The organism is Comamonadaceae bacterium OTU4NAUVB1 (assembly GCA_024372625.1).
Taxonomy (GTDB): Bacteria; Pseudomonadota; Gammaproteobacteria; order Burkholderiales; family Burkholderiaceae_C; genus Variovorax.
In genome coordinates, this window is record CP099605.1 from 1,714,014 (window position 1) to 1,732,367 (window position 18,354).

General features: G+C 63.8%; 21 protein-coding genes and 1 tRNA gene. 15 read left to right on the forward strand and 7 right to left on the reverse strand.

From position 1 onward, the window contains the following. Position 1: 1 nt before the first annotated feature. From NF681_11500 to NF681_11560, 13 genes are all read left to right on the forward strand, one after another. Entirely contained in the window at positions 2 to 400 is a 399-nt protein-coding gene (locus tag NF681_11500; GenBank protein ID UST52969.1) for a hypothetical protein, read from the forward strand. Between the two features lie 11 nt (positions 401 to 411). After that, on the forward strand, positions 412 to 756 hold the full coding sequence (locus NF681_11505; GenBank protein ID UST52970.1) for a hypothetical protein: 345 nt from the start codon (positions 412 to 414) through the stop codon (positions 754 to 756). Beyond that, complete coding sequence (locus NF681_11510) at positions 753 to 1,268, forward strand: secretion activator protein (GenBank protein ID UST52971.1); 516 nt, start codon at positions 753 to 755, stop codon at positions 1,266 to 1,268. Before NF681_11505 ends, NF681_11510 begins: the two co-directional genes overlap by 4 nt. Beyond that, positions 1,268 to 1,603, forward strand: a complete 336-nt coding sequence (locus NF681_11515) for a hypothetical protein (GenBank protein ID UST52972.1) — start codon at positions 1,268 to 1,270, stop codon at positions 1,601 to 1,603. The genes NF681_11510 and NF681_11515 overlap by 1 nt, the downstream gene beginning before the upstream one ends. Before the next feature lie 158 nt (positions 1,604 to 1,761). Further along, a complete protein-coding gene (locus tag NF681_11520) occupies positions 1,762 to 2,184 on the forward strand; it encodes a hypothetical protein (protein UST52973.1) in 423 nt (140 codons plus the stop codon). Position 2,185: 1 nt separating this feature from the next. Next, positions 2,186 to 4,153, forward strand: a complete 1,968-nt coding sequence (locus NF681_11525; GenBank protein ID UST52974.1) for a hypothetical protein — start codon at positions 2,186 to 2,188, stop codon at positions 4,151 to 4,153. A 46-nt stretch (positions 4,154 to 4,199) separates the two neighbouring features. Then, the gene (locus NF681_11530; GenBank protein ID UST52975.1) at positions 4,200 to 4,859 is read left to right on the forward strand and encodes a hypothetical protein; all 660 of its coding nucleotides are present in this window, start codon (positions 4,200 to 4,202) and stop codon (positions 4,857 to 4,859) included. Further along, positions 4,859 to 5,581, forward strand: coding sequence for a hypothetical protein (locus NF681_11535; GenBank protein UST52976.1), 723 nt, complete (start codon positions 4,859 to 4,861; stop codon positions 5,579 to 5,581). Before NF681_11530 ends, NF681_11535 begins: the two co-directional genes overlap by 1 nt. 123 nt (positions 5,582 to 5,704) lie before the next feature. After that, positions 5,705 to 6,046 carry a hypothetical protein gene (locus NF681_11540; GenBank protein UST52977.1) on the forward strand — a complete coding sequence of 114 codons (342 nt, stop codon included), beginning with the start codon at positions 5,705 to 5,707 and terminating at the stop codon, positions 6,044 to 6,046. A gap of 343 nt (positions 6,047 to 6,389) precedes the next feature. Further along, positions 6,390 to 6,842 (forward strand): thioredoxin TrxC, encoded by a 453-nt coding sequence (gene trxC / locus NF681_11545; protein ID UST52978.1) that lies wholly within the window; start codon positions 6,390 to 6,392, stop codon positions 6,840 to 6,842. Between the two features lie 318 nt (positions 6,843 to 7,160). Continuing rightward, on the forward strand, positions 7,161 to 7,778 hold the full coding sequence (locus tag NF681_11550; GenBank protein UST52979.1) for a hypothetical protein: 618 nt from the start codon (positions 7,161 to 7,163) through the stop codon (positions 7,776 to 7,778). Then, positions 7,775 to 8,530, forward strand: a complete 756-nt coding sequence (locus tag NF681_11555; protein ID UST52980.1) for a hypothetical protein — start codon at positions 7,775 to 7,777, stop codon at positions 8,528 to 8,530. Before NF681_11550 ends, NF681_11555 begins: the two co-directional genes overlap by 4 nt. Next, positions 8,527 to 8,964: a hypothetical protein gene (locus NF681_11560; protein UST52981.1), complete on the forward strand. Its 438-nt coding sequence runs from the start codon at positions 8,527 to 8,529 to the stop codon at positions 8,962 to 8,964. The genes NF681_11555 and NF681_11560 overlap by 4 nt, the downstream gene beginning before the upstream one ends. Before the next feature lie 75 nt (positions 8,965 to 9,039). Here NF681_11560 and NF681_11565 read toward each other — a convergent pair whose 3' ends face one another. The 5 genes from NF681_11565 to NF681_11585 form a co-directional block, all read right to left on the reverse strand. Then, on the reverse strand, positions 9,040 to 9,219 hold the full coding sequence (locus tag NF681_11565; GenBank protein UST52982.1) for a hypothetical protein: 180 nt from the start codon (positions 9,217 to 9,219) through the stop codon (positions 9,040 to 9,042). Between the two features lie 145 nt (positions 9,220 to 9,364). After that, entirely contained in the window at positions 9,365 to 10,561 is a 1,197-nt protein-coding gene (locus NF681_11570; GenBank protein ID UST52983.1) for an integrase arm-type DNA-binding domain-containing protein, read from the reverse strand. 176 nt (positions 10,562 to 10,737) lie between these two features. Beyond that, a tRNA-Ser gene (locus NF681_11575) sits at positions 10,738 to 10,828 on the reverse strand. Positions 10,829 to 10,854: 26 nt separating this feature from the next. Further along, the gene (locus tag NF681_11580) at positions 10,855 to 11,784 is read right to left on the reverse strand and encodes a paraslipin (protein UST52984.1); all 930 of its coding nucleotides are present in this window, start codon (positions 11,782 to 11,784) and stop codon (positions 10,855 to 10,857) included. Between the two features lie 100 nt (positions 11,785 to 11,884). Next, positions 11,885 to 12,310 (reverse strand): NfeD family protein, encoded by a 426-nt coding sequence (locus NF681_11585; GenBank protein ID UST52985.1) that lies wholly within the window; start codon positions 12,308 to 12,310, stop codon positions 11,885 to 11,887. A gap of 138 nt (positions 12,311 to 12,448) precedes the next feature. On the opposite strand from NF681_11585, the gene NF681_11590 reads away from it, so the two are divergent. Further along, positions 12,449 to 14,749 carry an arginine/lysine/ornithine decarboxylase gene (locus NF681_11590; GenBank protein UST52986.1) on the forward strand — a complete coding sequence of 767 codons (2,301 nt, stop codon included), beginning with the start codon at positions 12,449 to 12,451 and terminating at the stop codon, positions 14,747 to 14,749. Between the two features lie 18 nt (positions 14,750 to 14,767). Here the strand turns inward: NF681_11590 and NF681_11595 are convergent, their stop codons facing one another. Both NF681_11595 and fabI read right to left on the reverse strand, forming a co-directional pair. Next, positions 14,768 to 15,547 carry a DNA ligase gene (locus NF681_11595; protein ID UST55747.1) on the reverse strand — a complete coding sequence of 260 codons (780 nt, stop codon included), beginning with the start codon at positions 15,545 to 15,547 and terminating at the stop codon, positions 14,768 to 14,770. 169 nt (positions 15,548 to 15,716) lie between these two features. Next, positions 15,717 to 16,502: an enoyl-ACP reductase FabI gene (gene fabI / locus NF681_11600; GenBank protein ID UST52987.1), complete on the reverse strand. Its 786-nt coding sequence runs from the start codon at positions 16,500 to 16,502 to the stop codon at positions 15,717 to 15,719. Positions 16,503 to 16,540: 38 nt separating this feature from the next. Between fabI and NF681_11605 the strand changes: the two genes are divergently transcribed. Continuing rightward, positions 16,541 to 18,346, forward strand: coding sequence for an extracellular solute-binding protein (locus NF681_11605; protein ID UST52988.1), 1,806 nt, complete (start codon positions 16,541 to 16,543; stop codon positions 18,344 to 18,346). Positions 18,347 to 18,354: the final 8 nt, after the last annotated feature.

Consider the following 18,354-nt stretch of genomic DNA (forward strand, 5'->3'; position numbering starts at 1 on the left):
GATGAGCCAGTCCTCTGTCATCGACGCCGTGGGGCTGTCGATCATCGTGGCCGCGTCGGTGTTCTCGCCGAAGATGGCTGAGGTGGTCGGGCCCTATGTGCTCATCGCCACGGCCGCCGTGATCGGCGCGTCCTTCGCGCTGGCCCGACGGTCCACATCCAGCCGGTGGGCGGCGGTCTTCTACTTCCTGCGCGTGGTCGGCCTGGCCATCCTGCTCACGGTGGGGCTGTCGGCCTGGCTGTCGACGAAGCACCCTGACTTTTCCGAGCGTGCACTGCTCGCGCCGGTGGCACTGCTCATCGGCTTCGTTGGTGACGGTTGGCCAGCGCTGCTCAGCAAGATCGTCTCGATGCTCTACGGCTTCATCGACATCGTGCGCGGCAAGGGGGGTGTCCAGTGATGGACTTCCTCATGCACCTCGAGACCAACCAGCCATTGGTGCTCTGCCTCAACGCGCTGCTGTGTCTGACGATCATGGGCATCTGCGTCTGCCGCCTCAACGCGATGGATCGCTACGTGCTCCTGCGCGTGCGCTTCGAGTACGTCTTCTGCATGACGGCTGGCTTCGTCAGCATGGCCCGGCCTTGGTGGGGCGAGAACGTAGGCTGGGCCAGCCTGATGCTCGAGACCGCCATCCTCATCATTTTCCTGTCGAGCTCGCACGCATGGCGGCCGGTTAGGACCACGGCGGGCGTCATCGACACCCCCCCGGAAAGCGCCCGGACCGACCTGGCGCCACTGGAGACCACACGATGACTTTTGACGAAGCTTTCGATCGCCTCATCGGTCATGAGGGCGCCTTCAGCCAGGATCCGCGCGACGCGGGCAACTGGACCAGCGGCCGCGTCAACGTCGGTCAGCTGAAGGGGACGAAGTTCGGGATCGCCGCCAACACCTACGGCGACCTCGACATCCGCAACCTGACGCTCGAGCAGGCCAAGGCCATCTACTACCGCGACTGGTGGTTGAAGGCTGGCGCCGACGAGCTGCACCCGGCCGTCGTCTTCCAGATGTGGGACTTCGCAGTCAACGCTGGCATGGGCACCGCCAAGCGCGCGCTGCAGTACGCCGCCGGCGTGGCCGTGGACGGCCAGATCGGGCCACTGACGATCGCAGCGGTCAAGGCCGCAGCCCTGAATGACATCCTGCTGCGCTTCAACGCCTTCCGTCTGCGGCACTACACGTCGCTGAGCACCTGGTCGACCTACGGCAAGGGCTGGACCAATCGCACCGCCGGCCAGCTCGACTATGCCGCCAAGGACAACTGATGCTGCGGCCCTACGCCATCCTCGCCGCCGTACTGGCGTGGGCCGCGTCTGCTGGCGGTGCCTTCCTGTATGGGAAGCACGTGGGCGCCGAGCACGAGATCGCCACGCAGGCCCGCATCGATAAGTCCATCGAGACCACGCGCGACGCCGCGCAGCAGGGAGCCGCCAATGCCATCGCCGCACTCAAGCCGGTCAACAAGACCATCGTCCAGAAGACTCAGCGCGAGATCACCGAGAACGTGGTGTATCGCGATTGCCGGGTTCCTATCGACGGGGTGCGCCTTGCCAACGAGGCCATCACCGGACAGCCAGCCGAGCCCGCTCGTGATCAGTAGCTGTCCCGCGCCCACGCCGCTGCTCGACAACTCGATGGGCAGCCTGCTCGCGAAGGTCGTCGAGCAGGGCAACACCTACCGCGAGTGCCGAGCCGCTGCGCTGGCTGGCCGCGCCACGCCCTGACCCCCTTCCTTCACCACACCCCAAAGGACCCACCATGGCCATCACCGCCGCCCTCGTCAACTCGTTCAAGCGCGAACTGCTCGCGATGTCTCCGCACACCGCGGCGGACGTCTACAAGATCGCGCTCTATCCCAGTTCGGCCACCCTGAGTAAGGCCACCGCTGCCTACAGCGCAACGGGTGAAGTCACGGGCGCCGGCTACACCGCTGGCGGTCAGACGCTCGCTGGCTTCGCTGCGACGTTGGACACGGACACCGCCATCCTCGACTGGACCACCGACCCGAGCTGGGCGAACGCCACGATCACGGCGCGCGGCGCGCTGATCTACAACTCGACGCGTGCCGGCGCCGCCGTGGCGGTGCTCGACTTCGGCGCCGACATCACCAGCACGAACGGCGCGTTCACGGTCACGCTGCCTGCGCCCACTGCCGCCGCTGGCGTGATCCGCATCGCCTGACATGCCGACGCCCCGTTCGCTGCTCCACCTGAATGGAGCCAATGGCTCCACGACGGTCACCAACGAGGTGACGGGCGGCTCGGCCGTCCCGTGGGCGTTTGTGAACGGGGGGTCGGTCTCAACCGCCGGGCCGTACCTCGGCTCGGGCATGGCGCTGTTGAACCGCGAACAGTCGCTCGCGACCACGGCCGCGATCGTGCCGACGGGCGACTGGACGCTGGCGTTCCGGCTCGGCATTGCAATGAACTCGGACAACGGCCGGGCGATCATTGCCACGCAGGGCAAGGACGGCGACCCCGGATCCTGGGTGCTGCAGACGGGCGGCGGCGGCGATACCGACATCTACTTCTACAAGCCGGGCGGTCCGGACATCGACGGTGCACTGGCATCTGGTCAAGCCGTCGCGATCAACAACAAGCTGAAGGCTGGAAACTGCTTCCTGGTCATTCAGTACATGTCCGGCGTCATGTCGGTTGGCTTCGCTGGCTCGGATGACACGCAGGTCACGCGGATCCTGAACGGACCCTACCCGGGCGGCCAGACGCCGCAGGGCATCCTTCGATTCAATACCCACATCACCTCCAGCGGCGGCCTGGAGGCGGACACCGGCACGTCGCGCGTCGATGAAGTGGTGTTCCAGGACGGCGGGGCGATCTACCCGACGTACCCGTTCACGAAGCCGACCACGGAATACGCGTTTGCGAGCGGGAGCACGGCGACGCCCGCAGGGGTGAGTGCCGCGGCGGCAATCGGCTCGGCGACTGCAAGGGGCGTGGCCCGGGCGACACCGGCGGGGCTGGGCGCCGCTGCAGCTGTTCGGGCGCCGGTGGCTACCGCCGGTGCGAGGGCGGCCGCTGCTGGTGTGGTGGGTGCTGCTGCGGTCGGCCAGCCTGCGGCGAGCGGCACGGTGGTCGTCTCTGCGGCGGCCGTGCCGGCGGGCGTAGCGGCTACCGGGGCGATCGGTCAACCCGTCAGCAGCGCCGCTGCGCGCGCAACACCAGCCGGTGCCGCCGCCAGTGCAGCCATTGGGACGCCAGCGGCAGCCGGCGGCATGGTCATCCCGGCGACTGCAACGCCGCCAGGCATCAGCGCGGGCAGCAGCACGGGCCAGCCGGCTGCCGGTGGCGCTGCTCAAGCGCAGCCGACTGGCGCCAACGCCGTCGCTGCGGTAGGCGCACCAACTGCAACGGGCGGGATCAGCAATCCCGGCGCCGCACAGCCGTCGGGTGTCGCAGCTGCCTCCGGCATCGGCGCAGCCGCAATCACGGGCCGCGCCCAGGCCGCGCCCGCAGGTGTCTCGGCGGCTGGCGCGACCGGTTCACCAGCAGCAAACGGTGGCACCAACGTTCCCGGCATGGCACAGCCAGGCGGCGTGGCCGGCGTGTGTGCCGTGGGCACACCATCACCCAGCGCCACGGCGCGCGCGCAGCCGCTTGGCGCAGCAGGCACCGGCGCGGTGGGCACTGTTGCCGCGAACGGTGGTTCGAACATTCCGGCCACTGCTCAGCCCGCCGGGGTGGCTGCCGCCGGCTCGGTGGCCACGCCCAGCACGGCCGGCGCAGCACAGGCTCTAGTGCCGGGTGTGGCAGTCGCCAGTGCAGTCGGCGCGCCGGCCGCTGCCGGCATCGCACGCGCCATGCCTGCGGGGACCGGTGCTCAGTCGAGCGTCGGCGCCGCTGCTGCATCGGGCGGCACCAGCACGCCAGCCATGGCGCAGCCGGCTGGGATCGCTGCAGCGGCGAGCGTTGGCCAGGTCGTCGCGCGCGCGGAGGCGGTGGTGCTGGCTGCCGGCGTGCAGGCGCAGGCCTTCATCGCACAGGCCGTCGCCAGGGCAGCCGGTACGGCCGGACCTGCCGGCGTGCAAGCCATCGGCCTGGTGGGCAGCTTCATCACCACGATCGATCCCACCGATTGGATCCGCACTGTCATTCCCGCCGAGCGCCGGGCCTGGGTCATGAGAGAGCCCTGAGCCACCGCATCCACACCTCCCTCAAACCCAATTCCGGAATCCCACCATGAGCGACAACGTTTCCATCACACCCGGCACCGGCGCTGCCGTCGCGACCGACGACGTCGGCGGCATCCACTTCCAGAAGATGAAGCTCGACGTCGGCGGGGACGGTGAGTCGAAGCCGCTCGGCCAAGCCAACCCGTTGCCGGTGAATGTCATCGGGGTGATCGCGCTAGATGCGGCCTCGCTCGCTGCCCTCGAATCGATCGGCGTCTCGAACTTCCCGGCTAACCAGCTCGTCACCTTGGCAGGGCCAGTCGCCCTCGACGCATCGGCGCTGGCCGCGCTGGAGTCGATCACGGTGCAGCAGTCGGCGCTGCCTGCGGGGGCGAGCACCGAGGCCACCTTGGCGGCGCTCCTGACAGCGCTCACCAGCACGCCGGCCGTCAACACGCTGGCCCAGCCTGGGGCTGCCCGCCAGCTGACCGCAACGACCACAGGGTCCGGCATCAGCACACCCCTGACAGCCCGCCGCATTTCGATGGTCGCGCTCGGTTCCGCCATCCGCTACTCGATCGGCGCAGGCACCCAGACGGCTGCACCCACCTCGCACTACATCGGCCAGGGCGAGCGGCTCGACTTGAGCGTGCCGGCAGGCGCGCAGATCGCCGTGGTCTCAGCGACGCCCACGGCGGGCGTGCTCGAGCTGACGGAGCTCACCTGATGCGCCAGCGTGCGACCTCGATGAGCGCGATCCGCAACCTGCTCATCGCCGCGCCGTCGCCCGCGGTCTGGACGCCTGCGTCTGAGCCGGCCGGCACCTTCTCGCTGTGGCTTGATGCCCAGGACCGGGGCTCCTACACCTCGTCGGGCGGCTTCATCGCCATGCTGGGGGACAAGTCCGGGTCGGGCAACCATGCGGTCCAAGCGGCCGACTCGCTCAAGCCGATCGAAATGGACGATGGCTTCAAGATCCAGGATGGCAGGTACTTCAACTCCGCGCTGTCCGCTTCGAACAACAGCGAGACCGCGTTCGTGGTCTGCAGCAACTTCGACCTGGGCGGCAACCGGACGATTCTGGGCGCGAGTGCGAACGGCGGCCGGCAGTTCCGCACCACGTCGAGCAACATGCAGCTGGTGCGAGCGTCGGTCGCGGCGGTGGCGACCAGTTCAAGCCTTCCCGTCCAGACCAACATCAACTGCATCCTGGAGTGCCAAGTGGAGCTCGGGGCGCCGGTGGTCTTCGGCTTGAACGGGGCGCTCCAGTCGACCGCCTCGCACACGACGGGCTTCAGCGCTGGCACGGTCACACAGATCGGGGCCAGCTTGGGCGGGCAGGGTGCCCAGATCACGGGCCGCGAAGTCCTGATCCTGCCGTCCAAGCCATCGGCTCAGCTGGCCGACCGAATCCGTACCTACTTGAAGTCCAAGTGGGCGATCAGCTGAAGGGCCAACGATGTTGCTGCTGCTTCGAACCCCATCCACCGTCCCGCCCGTTCTGATTCGCCCGTCGCGTTGGATCGTCTACGTGATCCCGGCGGAGAGCCGTCACTCCAACATCGAGAAGCTATGAGCCAAATTCGCTCCCCCGAACCCTTCTGGCGCACGACGGGCGTGAAGACGCCCTGGGGCCCGTTCGACCCCGATGCTCGGCTGAACTTCTCGTTCGATGTGAGCCCGTGGGTCACCTCGGCTGGAGTGGGGCTGGCTTTGGCGGACTGCGAGGTCCTGACTGACCAGAAGCTCCAGGCCAGTCGCGAGATCGACGGGCAGATCATCACCGTGCGCATGCAGGCGGCCGCGGGCCAGACCCTCGTCCCCGAGACCTACCTGTCGTTCCGCCTGCGCATGACGCTCAGCGACGGCCAACGCGATGACCGGACCTTCTGGCTGCTTGTGCGAGAGAGGTAAGAGCTTGAAAAAAGCCCGTTGACCTGGTGGAAGTCAACGGGCAAGACGGGCTCTCGACAGCCCCATGCATGAAGAAGATGGCGTCACTCGCATCAAGCAGCGTTCTTAAGCAAGGTCTACCTTGAGACTTTCACCCAAAGTCCGGCGCTAACCCGGTCCTGACACCATCAGGTCGAAATCTTACGGCAGCTACATGCTGTCCCCGAAGATTTCAGGCTGTGACTGCAGTGCGGGTATTGGCAGAGCATGCGGTTCCGCTTGGGTTATGACGTTGGCGACGGGCTAACGGATGTGACGTTCTACCTATACGTGCGAAAGGGGTAGTGCCTTCACAATGGCACGCATGAAAGATGACACCGAACCTGACAAGCTGCACATCGTCTGCCCACATTGCCACACCACCAACCGCGTACGCGCTGACCAGCTAGGCAGCGCGCCCGACTGCGGCAAGTGTCATCAAGTACTTTTCACTGGGCATTCGATCGCTCTGGACGAGGCGTCGTTCGACCGCCATGTGGCACGCAACGAGATTCCAGTGCTGGTAGATTTTTGGGCGCCTTGGTGCGGCCCCTGTCGTCAGATGGCGCCCGGCTTCGAAACGGCTGCCACCAAACTTGAACCGCACGTGCGTCTCGCCAAGGTTGACACCGAGGCCGTGCCGGCCCTCGGCAGGCGCTTCAACATCCGTAGCATCCCGACGCTCGCGTTGTTCAAAGGTGGTCGGGAGATTGCGCGACAGGCTGGCGCTATGGGGCCAGCCGACATAGTTCGCTGGGTTGAGGCCAATCTGCGCTGATCGACGGTCGCAAGAGCGTCCACACCACCAACACTGTATTCGCCGACAGCGTGGCGACGATGCAGATGAGGGCAGTTGATGGTCAAGCGCTGGTGTTAGGCTCATCCCTGTAGTTCTGTTTGCGCATGCTCGTTAGTGAGGGACAGCGAGATGATCAAACGTTTTGGCTAGTGGCGAAAAGACGTTAGTTAAATTCAGAATAGACTATTGATCTATTTAAAAATTTTATTATCAATTCAAGAATTTATGTAAGCTGCAGATCTGATGCAGATTTCGTTCATAAAAACTGTCATTTTGTAGGTAAAAAAGGAACAATTTATGCAAAATAAAAAACAATCAGCCGGCAATTCATCAAACAATGTGGATTTAGTCGGCGAGGGGGTTGTTGTTCCTTTTAAGCTTCATGGAATGTCAAATCAAGGAAGTTTGACAAGGGCGACCGCAGTTGTCGATCTTTCTGGTGCAGCTGCGCCGACTCGAAAGTTTGTAGCTGACTGTTTTGAAATCAGAAAAGAATTTGGGGAATATAGATTATTGTTTGGTCAACGCAAAGTTGACGGTAAATCTCTGAGGGCTATGTTGGATGTTAGATTTCCTATAGAACCAATGCCTGGAATGGCAGCGACTGTTTATGCGGGAATAGTCAGCATTCCCCTTGATGAAAAATTACAAAGCATCAATTATTTGATGGAATTTCTGGAAGAGCCTGAGCAATCTATTGCGTTGGCTGCGAATTTCACTCGAACGAATGCTGGTCCTGGTGCTACAACTATGGATTTTTTCAACTCTTCTGGGTTGGCATTGGCAAATTTTTTTACAACACAGAAATTATTCACCGATCCAGTTGTAAGATTAACTATGCCTAACCCCATGATGCTGCAATTCTCGAAAGAGCTTGAGAAAATTGTCCCTAAAAATATTGCGGTGCCAACATGAGTTTTGCAACCTTTGGGGATTTCCAAGATTTGAGCATAAGCAGCTGGATTAAAAATGCTTTTTCTGAAACGCAAAAAAAGTCTAAGATTTCTAGCTCTATAAAAAACAAATCAGAAAAGAAAGTTGATAAACCCAAATCAACTGTAAATTTTTTAAGGTTTGTTGCGGCTGGTGCAGCTCTCGCGCTTGCTGCAAATGTTCAAGCGGAAGTGAAAAATGACAAGGTCGAAGATCACGCATTCCAGTTTTCTATAGAAACTGAGAACCATCAAGACAACAATCAAAACTTCGCTGCTGAAGTAATCAGAAAAGAAGCAAGCAATGCAACTACTCAGCTGTCATTTGTAGCAAATAAAAACTTACTCACTCCAACTGCTTTTTCTATTGGTGAATTGCTGTTGCCGTCGACAAAAAATGCGTTGGGCGCTAGTGGTTTAATAAGACTTGAGCAGTTTCTTGCGCTGGAAGCGGGATGGGACTCAGGTTATGGAGAGCCATTAAATATTCGCTCTCTTGAAAAGCTCAGTTTTTTTCTAGAAGAATCTAGAATCCAGCCGCCGCGGCTGGGAACTTTTATGTCTCAGGACGGCAACTTAATAATAAACTGGCTTGACGCGAATAACAAAATAATAGAACTGGAGTTTTCTTCAAATCAAGTTTCTATATTTAAAGAAAAAGATAGCAGATCTTATGAACTGTTGTTAAAAAATTCTGGTTCAGTTGAAAAAATACTAAGAATTATCAATTCATGAGCGTAGGAAACGACGAGATTGTGGTTCGCGCTTTGCATGCTCCTTTTTGGAGTGAAGAACTCCAAAGAGGCACAAAAAGCGCATTTCAACAAACAGATATTTCTGTAAGCAGAGAAAAAATTGTTCCTTATGAAGACATAGTAAGAATTTTCAAGCATGATCTTGATAGACCAGCTTCTGACTCAAAGCCTGCTCGTCAGGTCCGTGGAACTGCTTCTCTAAGGGTGGATCAGGTCTTAACTGCTTGTGAAATAGAGAAAACCAAGCGTAAAGTCAATTTTGTAGAGAAGCCTGAGGCTGGATCTTTGGAGAAAGAAAAAAATCTTTCCCATGCTTTGATGACCGTCAGGGACAACAAAGATAATCCTAAAAAACTTCCTGATGCGGCAGCTTTTGCTGTTTTAGAATTGGCAACTATCAAAATAGTAAATTGAAAGAACTGCAGATATCGGTTTTAACTGGGTGAGATTCAATTTTTAACAACGAATAATCTGAGAGGCTTTCAACCATTAGCGCAGCACGAAGCAGTCCCACTCTTGGACATGCCAGCTCAGGTTGTCGACGTCCCACCCCATGAAGCGGATCTCGTTGTCCTGGACGGCAGTAATGCGGGCCTCGAAGAGTTCCGGACCGGGTGGGCGGATGTCGGTCTCACCGGGCGGGAAGTCCACGCGCACGGACAAGTACATGACCTCGCGGTCCTGGACTGTCTGACGGGCTGTGATCAGGTGACCCGTGAACCCAGTCTGCGGGCGATAGCGCGCGATGAAGCGGCCTTCTTTGCGGCGGAGTTCGACCCGTACTTTCATGCTGGATGAATGTACAGCAGTCGAGCTATTTTGATTTGTGCTGCGCCCGCATCGTGTCCACGTGGTCCGCCCAAGCCTGCATCATCTCCGCGCGCTGCGGCAGGTAGGTCGCGAAGTTGTAAGCCGCGCTGATCTTGTCGCGCTCCTGGTGCGCCAGCTGCAGTTCGATCAGGTCGTGCCGATGGCCAAGTTCATGCAGGATGGTCGAGGCCACCCCGCGGAACCCGTGCCCCGTCATCCGTCCCCGGTAGCCCATCCGGTAGAGCGCGAACAGGATCGTGTTGTTGCTCATGCAGGCCTCGTGGTCTCGCTCGCCTGGAAACAGGTAGTCTGGGCCGGTTCCTGACTCGCGGATCTGCTCGAGGACCTGCAGCGTCTGGCGCGACAATGGCACGAGATGGTCGGTGCGCATCTTCATCCGGCCGGCGGGCACACGCCAGAGCTTTGCTGCCATGTCGATCTCGCTCCACTGCGCCTGGATCAGCTCGGTGGTGCGCAGGAACGTGAGCGTCATCAGCTTCATCGCCAGCCGGGTGCGCGGATAGCCGGCGTACACCTCGATCTTGTTCAGCAGCTCGGGCATCTCCCGGGCGTCGAGCCGCGCGAAGTGACGTTCCTGTTTCGGCTTGAGGGCATCGCCAGGCTTCACCTGGGCCGCGACGTTCCGAGTGGCCAGCCCATGCGCCACCGCATACCGCAACACCTGTCCCGCCACCTGGAAGGCACGCCGAGCCAGATCGTTCGCGCCGCGTGCCTCGACTTTCTTCGCCAGCGCCAGCAGCATCGGCGCGGTGATCTTCGCCACGGGCAGTGCGCCGATCGCCGGGAAGATGTCGCCCTCCAGGCGCTGCATGACCTGGCCGGCGTGCTTGGGCGTGCGTGTCACGGACCAGGCCTTGTGCCATTCCCGCGCGATGGCCTCGAACGAGTTGTCGGCCGCGATGGCGGTGCGTCGCTTCTCTTCCTTGCGCTCGGCGCTCGGGTCGACACCCGTGCGGAGCAGGGCGCGTGCCGCGTCTCGCTTGCCTCGGGCTACCGCGAGGGTGGTCTCAGGGTAGGTGCCCAAGCTCAGACGCTTCTCTCTGCCCTCGAAGCGGTACTTCAGCCGCCACCACTTGCCGCCAGCCGGCGACACTTCAAGGTACAGCCCTTGGGCGTCAGAAAGCTTTCGGGTCTTCTCGGTCGGCTTGGCCTGTCGGATGGCAGTGTCGGTGAGGGGCATGGAGGAGGGCAGTGGGGGCAACAGGCTCTGGGGGCAACTTCCTGCCCCCTGACTTGCCCCCAATATAGTCCGGATGCCCCCGGGTTCCTGCGGTCCTTGGCGAACAAAGAAAAAGCCCGGCTCCCTATGAGGGACCGGGCTTTTTGGTGGTTCGCGAATGATCACGAACACTAAACTGGCGGAGCAGGCGGGATTCGAACCCGCGGAGGGCTATTAACCCTCACACGCTTTCCAGGCGTGCGACTTAAACCGCTCATCCACCGCTCCGCGAAGCCCTCGACTATAGCAGCGTTTCAAACCGGAGGCGCCGGCTTGCCAGCCTGCACCATGCGCATCGCCGACGCGATCAGCGCCGCGGTCTCGGTCATGTTGCCGGGCACGATCAGGGTGGTATTGGAGTCCGCGGCCACCTTGCTGAAGGCGTCGACCGCACGTTCTGCCACCTTCAGTTGAACGGCCTGTTGGCCGCCGGGCTGTCGGATGGCAGCGGCCACGCGCTCGATCGCGTCGGCGGTGGCCTCGGCCAGCGCGGTGATTGCCGCCGCCTCGCCCTGGGCGTTGTTGATCTGTGCCTGCTTCTCGCCCTCGGAGCGCGCGATGAACGCCTCGCGCTCGCCCGTCGCGATGTTGATCTGCTCCTGGCGCCGACCCTCCGAAGCGGCGATGAGCGCGCGCTTGCCGCGTTCGGCCGTGATCTGCGCCTGCATCGCCAGCAGGATTTCTTTGGGCGGCGTCAGGTCCTTGATCTCGTAGCGCAGCACCTTCACGCCCCAGTTGAGTGCCGCCTCGTCGATGGCGGCGACCACCTGCGCATTGATCACGTCGCGCTCCTCGAAGGTCTTGTCGAGCTCGAGCTTGCCCACCACGCTGCGCAGCGAGGTCTGGGCGAGCTGCGTGACGGCGACGATGTAGTTGGAAGAGCCGTAGCTCGCGCGCATCGGGTCGGTCACCTGAAAGTACAGGATGCCGTCGACCTGCAACTGTGTGTTGTCGCGCGTGATGCAGATCTGGCTGGGCACGTCGAGCGGGATTTCCTTCAGGCTGTGCTTGTAGGCGACCTTGTCGATGAAGGGGATCAGGAAGTTGGCGCCCGGTGTCATGGTGCTGTGGTACTTGCCCAGGCGCTCGCGCACCCAGGCGTTCTGCTGCGGCACGAACTTCACCGACTGGCTGATGAAGATGACGGCGATGACGAGGAAGACGATGGGAACGGAATATTCCATGCGACGCTTTCGATGACGGACAACGGATGAAGGAAGGGAGGCGAGAGGGAACGAGGACGTCGGTCGATGGCAGGATCGGGGCGAACCGTGCGGGACGCGGTCAGATCCGTTCGACGACCAGCCGGCTGCCGACGATCTCGCCGACGCGGTGCTCGCCCGGCGCGGTCGCCTGGCCGTCGCGTGGAATGGCGGTCCACTGGGCACCACGGTGACGCACGCTGGCGGTGCCATCGGCGTTCCAGCGTTCGATGTGGACGTGCGAGCCGATGTCCAGGTTGACGTCGCGGTTCGAGCGGCTGGGCAGCGGGGCGGGCCGGCGCCGGCGGATGGCGTACCAGACGGCCACCGCGCCGACACCCATCACCGCCGCCGCCGAGATCTGCGCGCCGAGCCCGAAACCCGCGTGCGCCGCGATCGCCGCGGCCGCGAAACCGATGCCCAGCAGCAGCAGGTAGATCGTGCCGGAGAGCAGCTCCAGCACGATCGTGCCTCCCGATATCAGCCACCAGAAAGTGGAATTGGCCATGTGCGCTTCCTCATTGAGCAATGACTGTCATTCTCGGTGCATCGAGGTACGTCGGCGTGTCATGCGGATTCCGTACACTTCGCGCCTTTCCCGATTCCCCACCACCGTTTTATCGCCTGCTTCCTGGAGCCTTGCCGCATGAAATTTCGCTTTCCCATCGTCATCATCGACGAGGACTTCCGCGCCGAGAACACCTCGGGCCTGGGCATCCGTGCGCTCGCGCAGGCCATCGAGAGCGAGGGCTTCGAGGTGCTGGGCGTCACGAGCTATGGCGACCTGAGCCAGTTCGCGCAGCAGCAGAGCCGCGCCAGCGCGTTCATCCTGTCGATCGACGACGAGGAGTTCACGCCCGGCCCCGACCTCGACCCGGCCGTGCTCAACCTGCGCAGCTTCATCGAGCAGGTGCGGCGTAAGAACGCCGAAGTGCCGATCTACATCTACGGCGAGACGCGCACCTCGCGCCACATCCCCAACGACATCCTGCGTGAGCTCCACGGCTTCATCCACATGTTCGAGGACACGCCGGAGTTCGTGGCGCGCCACATCATCCGGGAGGCCCGGAGCTACCTGGAGGGCGTGCAGCCGCCGTTCTTCAAGGCGCTGATCGACTACGCGGAGGACGGCTCCTACTCGTGGCACTGCCCGGGCCACTCGGGCGGCGTCGCCTTCCTCAAGAGCCCGGTCGGCCAGATGTTCCACCAGTTCTTCGGCGAGAACATGCTGCGCGCGGACGTCTGCAACGCGGTGGAAGAACTCGGCCAGCTGCTCGACCACACCGGCCCCGTGGCCGCCAGCGAGCGCAACGCGGCGCGCATCTTCAATGCCGATCACTGCTTCTTCGTGACCAACGGCACCAGCACCAGCAACAAGATGGTCTGGCACCACACGGTGGCGCCCGACGACGTGGTGGTGGTGGACCGCAACTGCCACAAGTCGATCCTGCACGCGATCATCATGACCGGCGCCATTCCGGTGTTCATGAAGCCCACGCGCAACCACTTCGGCATCATCGGACCGATCCCGAAGAGCGAGTTCGAGCCGGCGGCGATCAAGGCCAAGATCAAGGCCAATCCGCTGCTCGCCGGCGTCGACCACGACAAGGTCAAGCCGCGCGTGATGACGCTGACCCAGTCGACCTACGACGGCGTGATCTACAACACCGAGACCATCAAGACGATGCTCGACGGCTATGTCGACACGCTGCACTTCGACGAGGCGTGGTTGCCGCACGCCGCCTTCCACCCGTTCTACGGCGCCTACCACGCGATGGGCAAGCGCCGCGTGCGGCCCAAGGAGTCGCTGGTGTTCGCCACGCAGTCCACGCACAAGCTGCTCGCCGGCATCAGCCAGGCCAGCCACGTGCTGGTGCAGGACTCGCAGAACCGCGCGCTCGACCGCGACCTGTTCAACGAGGCCTACCTGATGCACTCGTCGACCAGCCCGCAGTACGCGATCATCGCCAGCTGCGACGTCGCCGCCGCCATGATGGAGCCGCCCGGCGGCACCGCCCTGGTGGAGGAGAGCATCCTGGAGGCGCTCGACTTCCGCCGCGCCATGCGCAAGGTCGAGGAAGAGTTCGGCAAGGACGAGTGGTGGTTCAAGGTCTGGGGTCCGGAGAAGCTCGTCGACGAGGGCATCGGCCGCGCCGAGGACTGGATCATGAAGGGCGAAGGCAGCACCGACAGCAAAGCGAAGAGCGCCAAGCGCAACTGGCATGGGTTCGGCAAGCTGGCCGACGGCTTCAACATGCTCGACCCGATCAAGTCGACCATCGTCACGCCCGGGCTCGACCTGCAGGGCAAGTTCGCCGACACCGGCATCCCCGCCAGCGTGGTGACGAAGTTCCTGGCGGAGCATGGCGTGATCGTGGAGAAGACGGGCCTCTACAGCTTCTTCATCATGTTCACCATCGGCATCACCAAGGGCCGCTGGAACACGCTGCTGACGGCGCTGCAGCAGTTCAAGGACGACTACGCGCGCAACCAGCCGATGTGGCGGATCCTGCCGGAGTTCTGCCAGCAGCACCCGGTCTACGAGAAGCTCGGCCTGCGCGACCTGTGCCAGCACATCCACAAGCTCTACGCGCGCTACGACGTCGCGCGCCTGACCACCGAGATGTACCTGAGCGACCTGACGCCGGCCATGAAGCCGAGCGACGCCTTCGCCCACATCGCGCACCGCAAGACCGAGCGCGTGGAGATCGACGAACTCGAAGGCCGCATCACGACCAGCCTCATCACGCCGTACCCCCCGGGCATCCCGCTGCTGATCCCGGGCGAGGTCTTCAACAAGAAGATCGTCGACTACCTGCGGTTCGCGCGCGAGTTCAACCGCGAGTGCCCGGGCTTCGAGACCGACATCCACGGCCTGGTGGCACGCATCGACGAGGCCGGAAAGAAGCGCTACTACGCCGACTGCGTGCGCCGCACGGAAGTCTGAGCGTCGTCGGCCGCGGCTTCAGCGGGCCGCTGCCGTCGCTGGCAGATCCTCCCGCACGCGCAGGAAGCGCGCGAAGCGCGGCAGTCCCCCCGCGTGGACGCCGTTGTACCGGTAGGTCACCCAGGCGCCCACGGGCGGCGGATCGTCGCGCTGGGCGTCGGTGAAACCGCCGCCCAGCCGGAAACGCTGGCCGTCGGGCATTTCCACCAGCAGCGCGCCCAGCCGGCCGGCATGGCGGCCCTTGCCGTCCAGGTGCGCGATCACGCGTGCCTCCGCGTCGTCGTGGGGCTTGACCTTGAGCAGATCGGCGTTGCGTTCGCCCCGGTAGGGCGACGCGCCGCGATGCAGCATCAGCCCCTCGCCGCCCATCCGCACGGTCTTGTCCATCAGCGCGCGCAGGGCTTCGTGCGTGGTGGCGCGTTCCTGCGCCACCGGCACGACCCATGGCGCGGCGACGATGGGCAGCAACTTGCGCAAGGCGTCCAGACGGGTCGTGAAATCGCCCGGCTGCCGCGGCAGGTCGAACACCATGAAGCGCATCTCGCGCCAGGCGAGGTCGTTGGGCGTCTGGCTGCGCACCGTCGAGACGGCGAGCGCGAAGCGGCCGCGGCCGGCCCACAGTTCCCCGTCCAGCGGCACGCGCGGCAGGGGCGCCACGAACCAGGCCGGGGCCACGACGCGCTCTCCGCCACGGGTCCAGAGGGCCGTGCCGTCCCAGTAGCCGCGTACGCCGTCGTATTTCTCGCTGATCCAGTAGTCGGCCAGGGGCAGGCCCTGGCGATAGACATCCGCCAGCATGAGCGGGGGCGGCGATGCCGCCAGCGAGTCGCCGGCACCGGCCGCGACCAGCAGGGCGAGTGCCGTGCGCAGGAAGGTGCGCCGTTCGAGCGTCATCGGGAAAGCGCCGGAGGCGTCTGGACCCGCCCGTCGCGTCGCAGTGGGTCGGGTCGCGCCACGGCGGTCGGGCTCAGGCCTCGGCGATGCCGCCGACCACCTGGCTGAAGCCGCCGTCCACGTAGGTGATCTCGGCCGTCACGCCGCTGGCGAGGTCGCTCAGCAGGAAGGCCGCGACGTTGCCCACCTCGTCGATCGTCACGTTGCGCCGGATCGGCGAGACGTCCGCGACCACCGACAGGATCTTGCCGAAGCCCTGGATGCCACTGGCGGCCAGCGTCTTGATCGGGCCGGCGCTGATGCCGTTCACGCGCGTGCCCTTCGGCCCCATCGACTCGGCCAGATAGCGCACCGACGCCTCCAGGCTCGCCTTGGCCAGCCCCATGGTGTTGTAGTTCGGCAGGGCGCGTTCCGACCCGAGGTAGGTGAGGGTGAGCAGGGCCGACTTGTCGTTCAGGTAGGGCCGGGCCGCCTTGGCCATGGCCGGGAAGCTGTAGGCGCTGATGTCGTGCGCGATGCGGTAGCCCTCGCGCGACAGGCCGTCGAGGAAGTCGCCGGCGATCGCCTCGCGCGGGGCGAAGCCGATGCTGTGGACGAAGCCGTCGAATCGCGGCCACGTCCGTGCCAGGTCCGTGAAGAGCTTGTCGATCTGGGCGTCGTCTGCGACGTCGCAGTCGAAGATCAGCTTGGAATCGAAGTGGGACGCGAACTCGGTGGTGCGGTCCTTGAAGCGCTCCCCGACATAGCTGAACGCCAGTTCGGCACCCTGCTGGTGGCACGCGCGGGCGATGCCGTAGGCGATCGAGCGGTTGCTCAGAACGCCGGTGATCAACAGCTTCTTGCCGGTGAGAAAACCCATGGATCCGTCTCCTGAAAATCGTGGGGCAGAATTCTCGCATGCGAATCTGGCTGCTCTCGGTGCTGGCTCTGGCGGCACTCCCGGTGAATCCCGCCTGGGCGGCGCACGCCTATGCCCAGTTCGGCGACATCCGCTATGCGCCCGGTTTCACGCACTTCGACGAGGCGAACCCCCAGGCACCCAAGGGCGGCGAGATCCGGCTGGTGCCGCCGACGCGGCCGACGAACTTCGACAAGTTCAATCCGTTCACGCTCAAGGGCGCGGCGCCCTACGGCATCGGCACGCTGATGATCGAGAGCCTGCTGACGGGCAATTCGCAGGAGCCCACCACCGCCTACGGCCTGCTCGCGGAGGACGTGGCGGTGGCGCCCGACAAGCGCTCGGCCACCTTCCGGCTGAATCCGAAGGCGCGCTTCCACGACGGCTTGCCGGTGCTGGCGGCCGACGTGGTGCATTCGTACGAGACGCTCGTGAGCCCGGCGGCGGCGCCGCAGTTCCGCACCATCTACGCCGAGGTCGCGGGGGTCCGCGCGCTCGACGAGCGCACGGTGCGTTTCGATTTCGCCAGCGCCAACCCGGAGCTGCCGCTGGTCGTCGGCGGCATGGCGGTGTTCAGCCGCGCCTGGGGACGGGGCAAGCCCTTCGATCAGGTCGTGACAGAGGTGCCGATCGGCTCCGGGCCGTACCGCATCGCCGATCCACGCATGGGCCGGGACATCACCTACACGCGCGATCGGGGCTATTGGGGCACCGACCTGCCGGTGCGGAAAGGGCTGTTCAACTTCGACCGCGTCAGCTTCAAGATCTACCTCGACGACACCTCGCGCTTCGAGGGACTGAAGGCGGGCGAATACGACTTCATGCGCGAATTCACCTCGCGCAACTGGGCGCGTCAGTACAAGGGCCGCCAGTTCGATTCGGGGGAGGTCGTCAAGCGCGCTTTCGAGAACCGCAACCCCGGCGACTTCCAGGGCTACATCTTCAACCTGCGCAATCCGAAGTTCCAGGACGTGCGGGTGCGCCAGGCCATCGGTCTGGCGATGGACTTCGAGTGGCTCAACCGGCAGCTGTTCTACGGCCTGTACAAGCGCGTGACGGGGTACTTCCCGAACAGCGAATTCCAGGCCGAAGGCCTGCCCAAGCCCGACGAACTCGCGTTGCTCGAGCCGCTGCGCGCCCGGCTTCGGCCGGAGGTCTTCGGGCCGGCGGCCGTGCCGGCGAGCACGGCGCCGCCGGCCAGCCTGCGCGAGAACCTGCGGCGCGCGCGCGGGCTGTTCGCCGAGGCCGGCTGGACGTACCGCGACGGCGCCCTGCGCAACGCCGCGGGCGAGCCCTTCACCATCGAGTTCCTCAACGACCAGCCCTCGCTCGTCCGCGTGGCGACGCCGTTCCAGACCGCGCTGCAGAAGCTGGGCATCCAGATGAGTTTCCGGACGGTGGACTTCTCCCTGGCACAGCAGCGCATGGACGACTTCCAGTTCGAGATGACGACGACCCGGCTGCCGGGCAGCACGGCGCCCGGAGGCGAACTGATCGAGCGTTTCGGCTCGAAGGCGGCGGCCACCCCGGGCTCGTCCAACGTCTGGGGGATCGCCGATCCGGCGGTCGACGTCCTGCTGGGCAAGGTCGTCGCGGCCACCACCCGGCCCGCGCTGTCGGCCGCGGTGCGCGCGCTCGACCGCGTGCTCGCGCATGGCCACTACTCGGTGCCGCAGTACTACGGCGATGCCTTCCTCATCGGTTACCGTCCGGGGCCGTTCGTGCTGCCCGCCATGGTTCCGCCGTACTACCAGCCCGACACGTGGGCGCTGAGCACGTGGTGGGCTTCGCCCGCCAACCGCTGACGCACCAC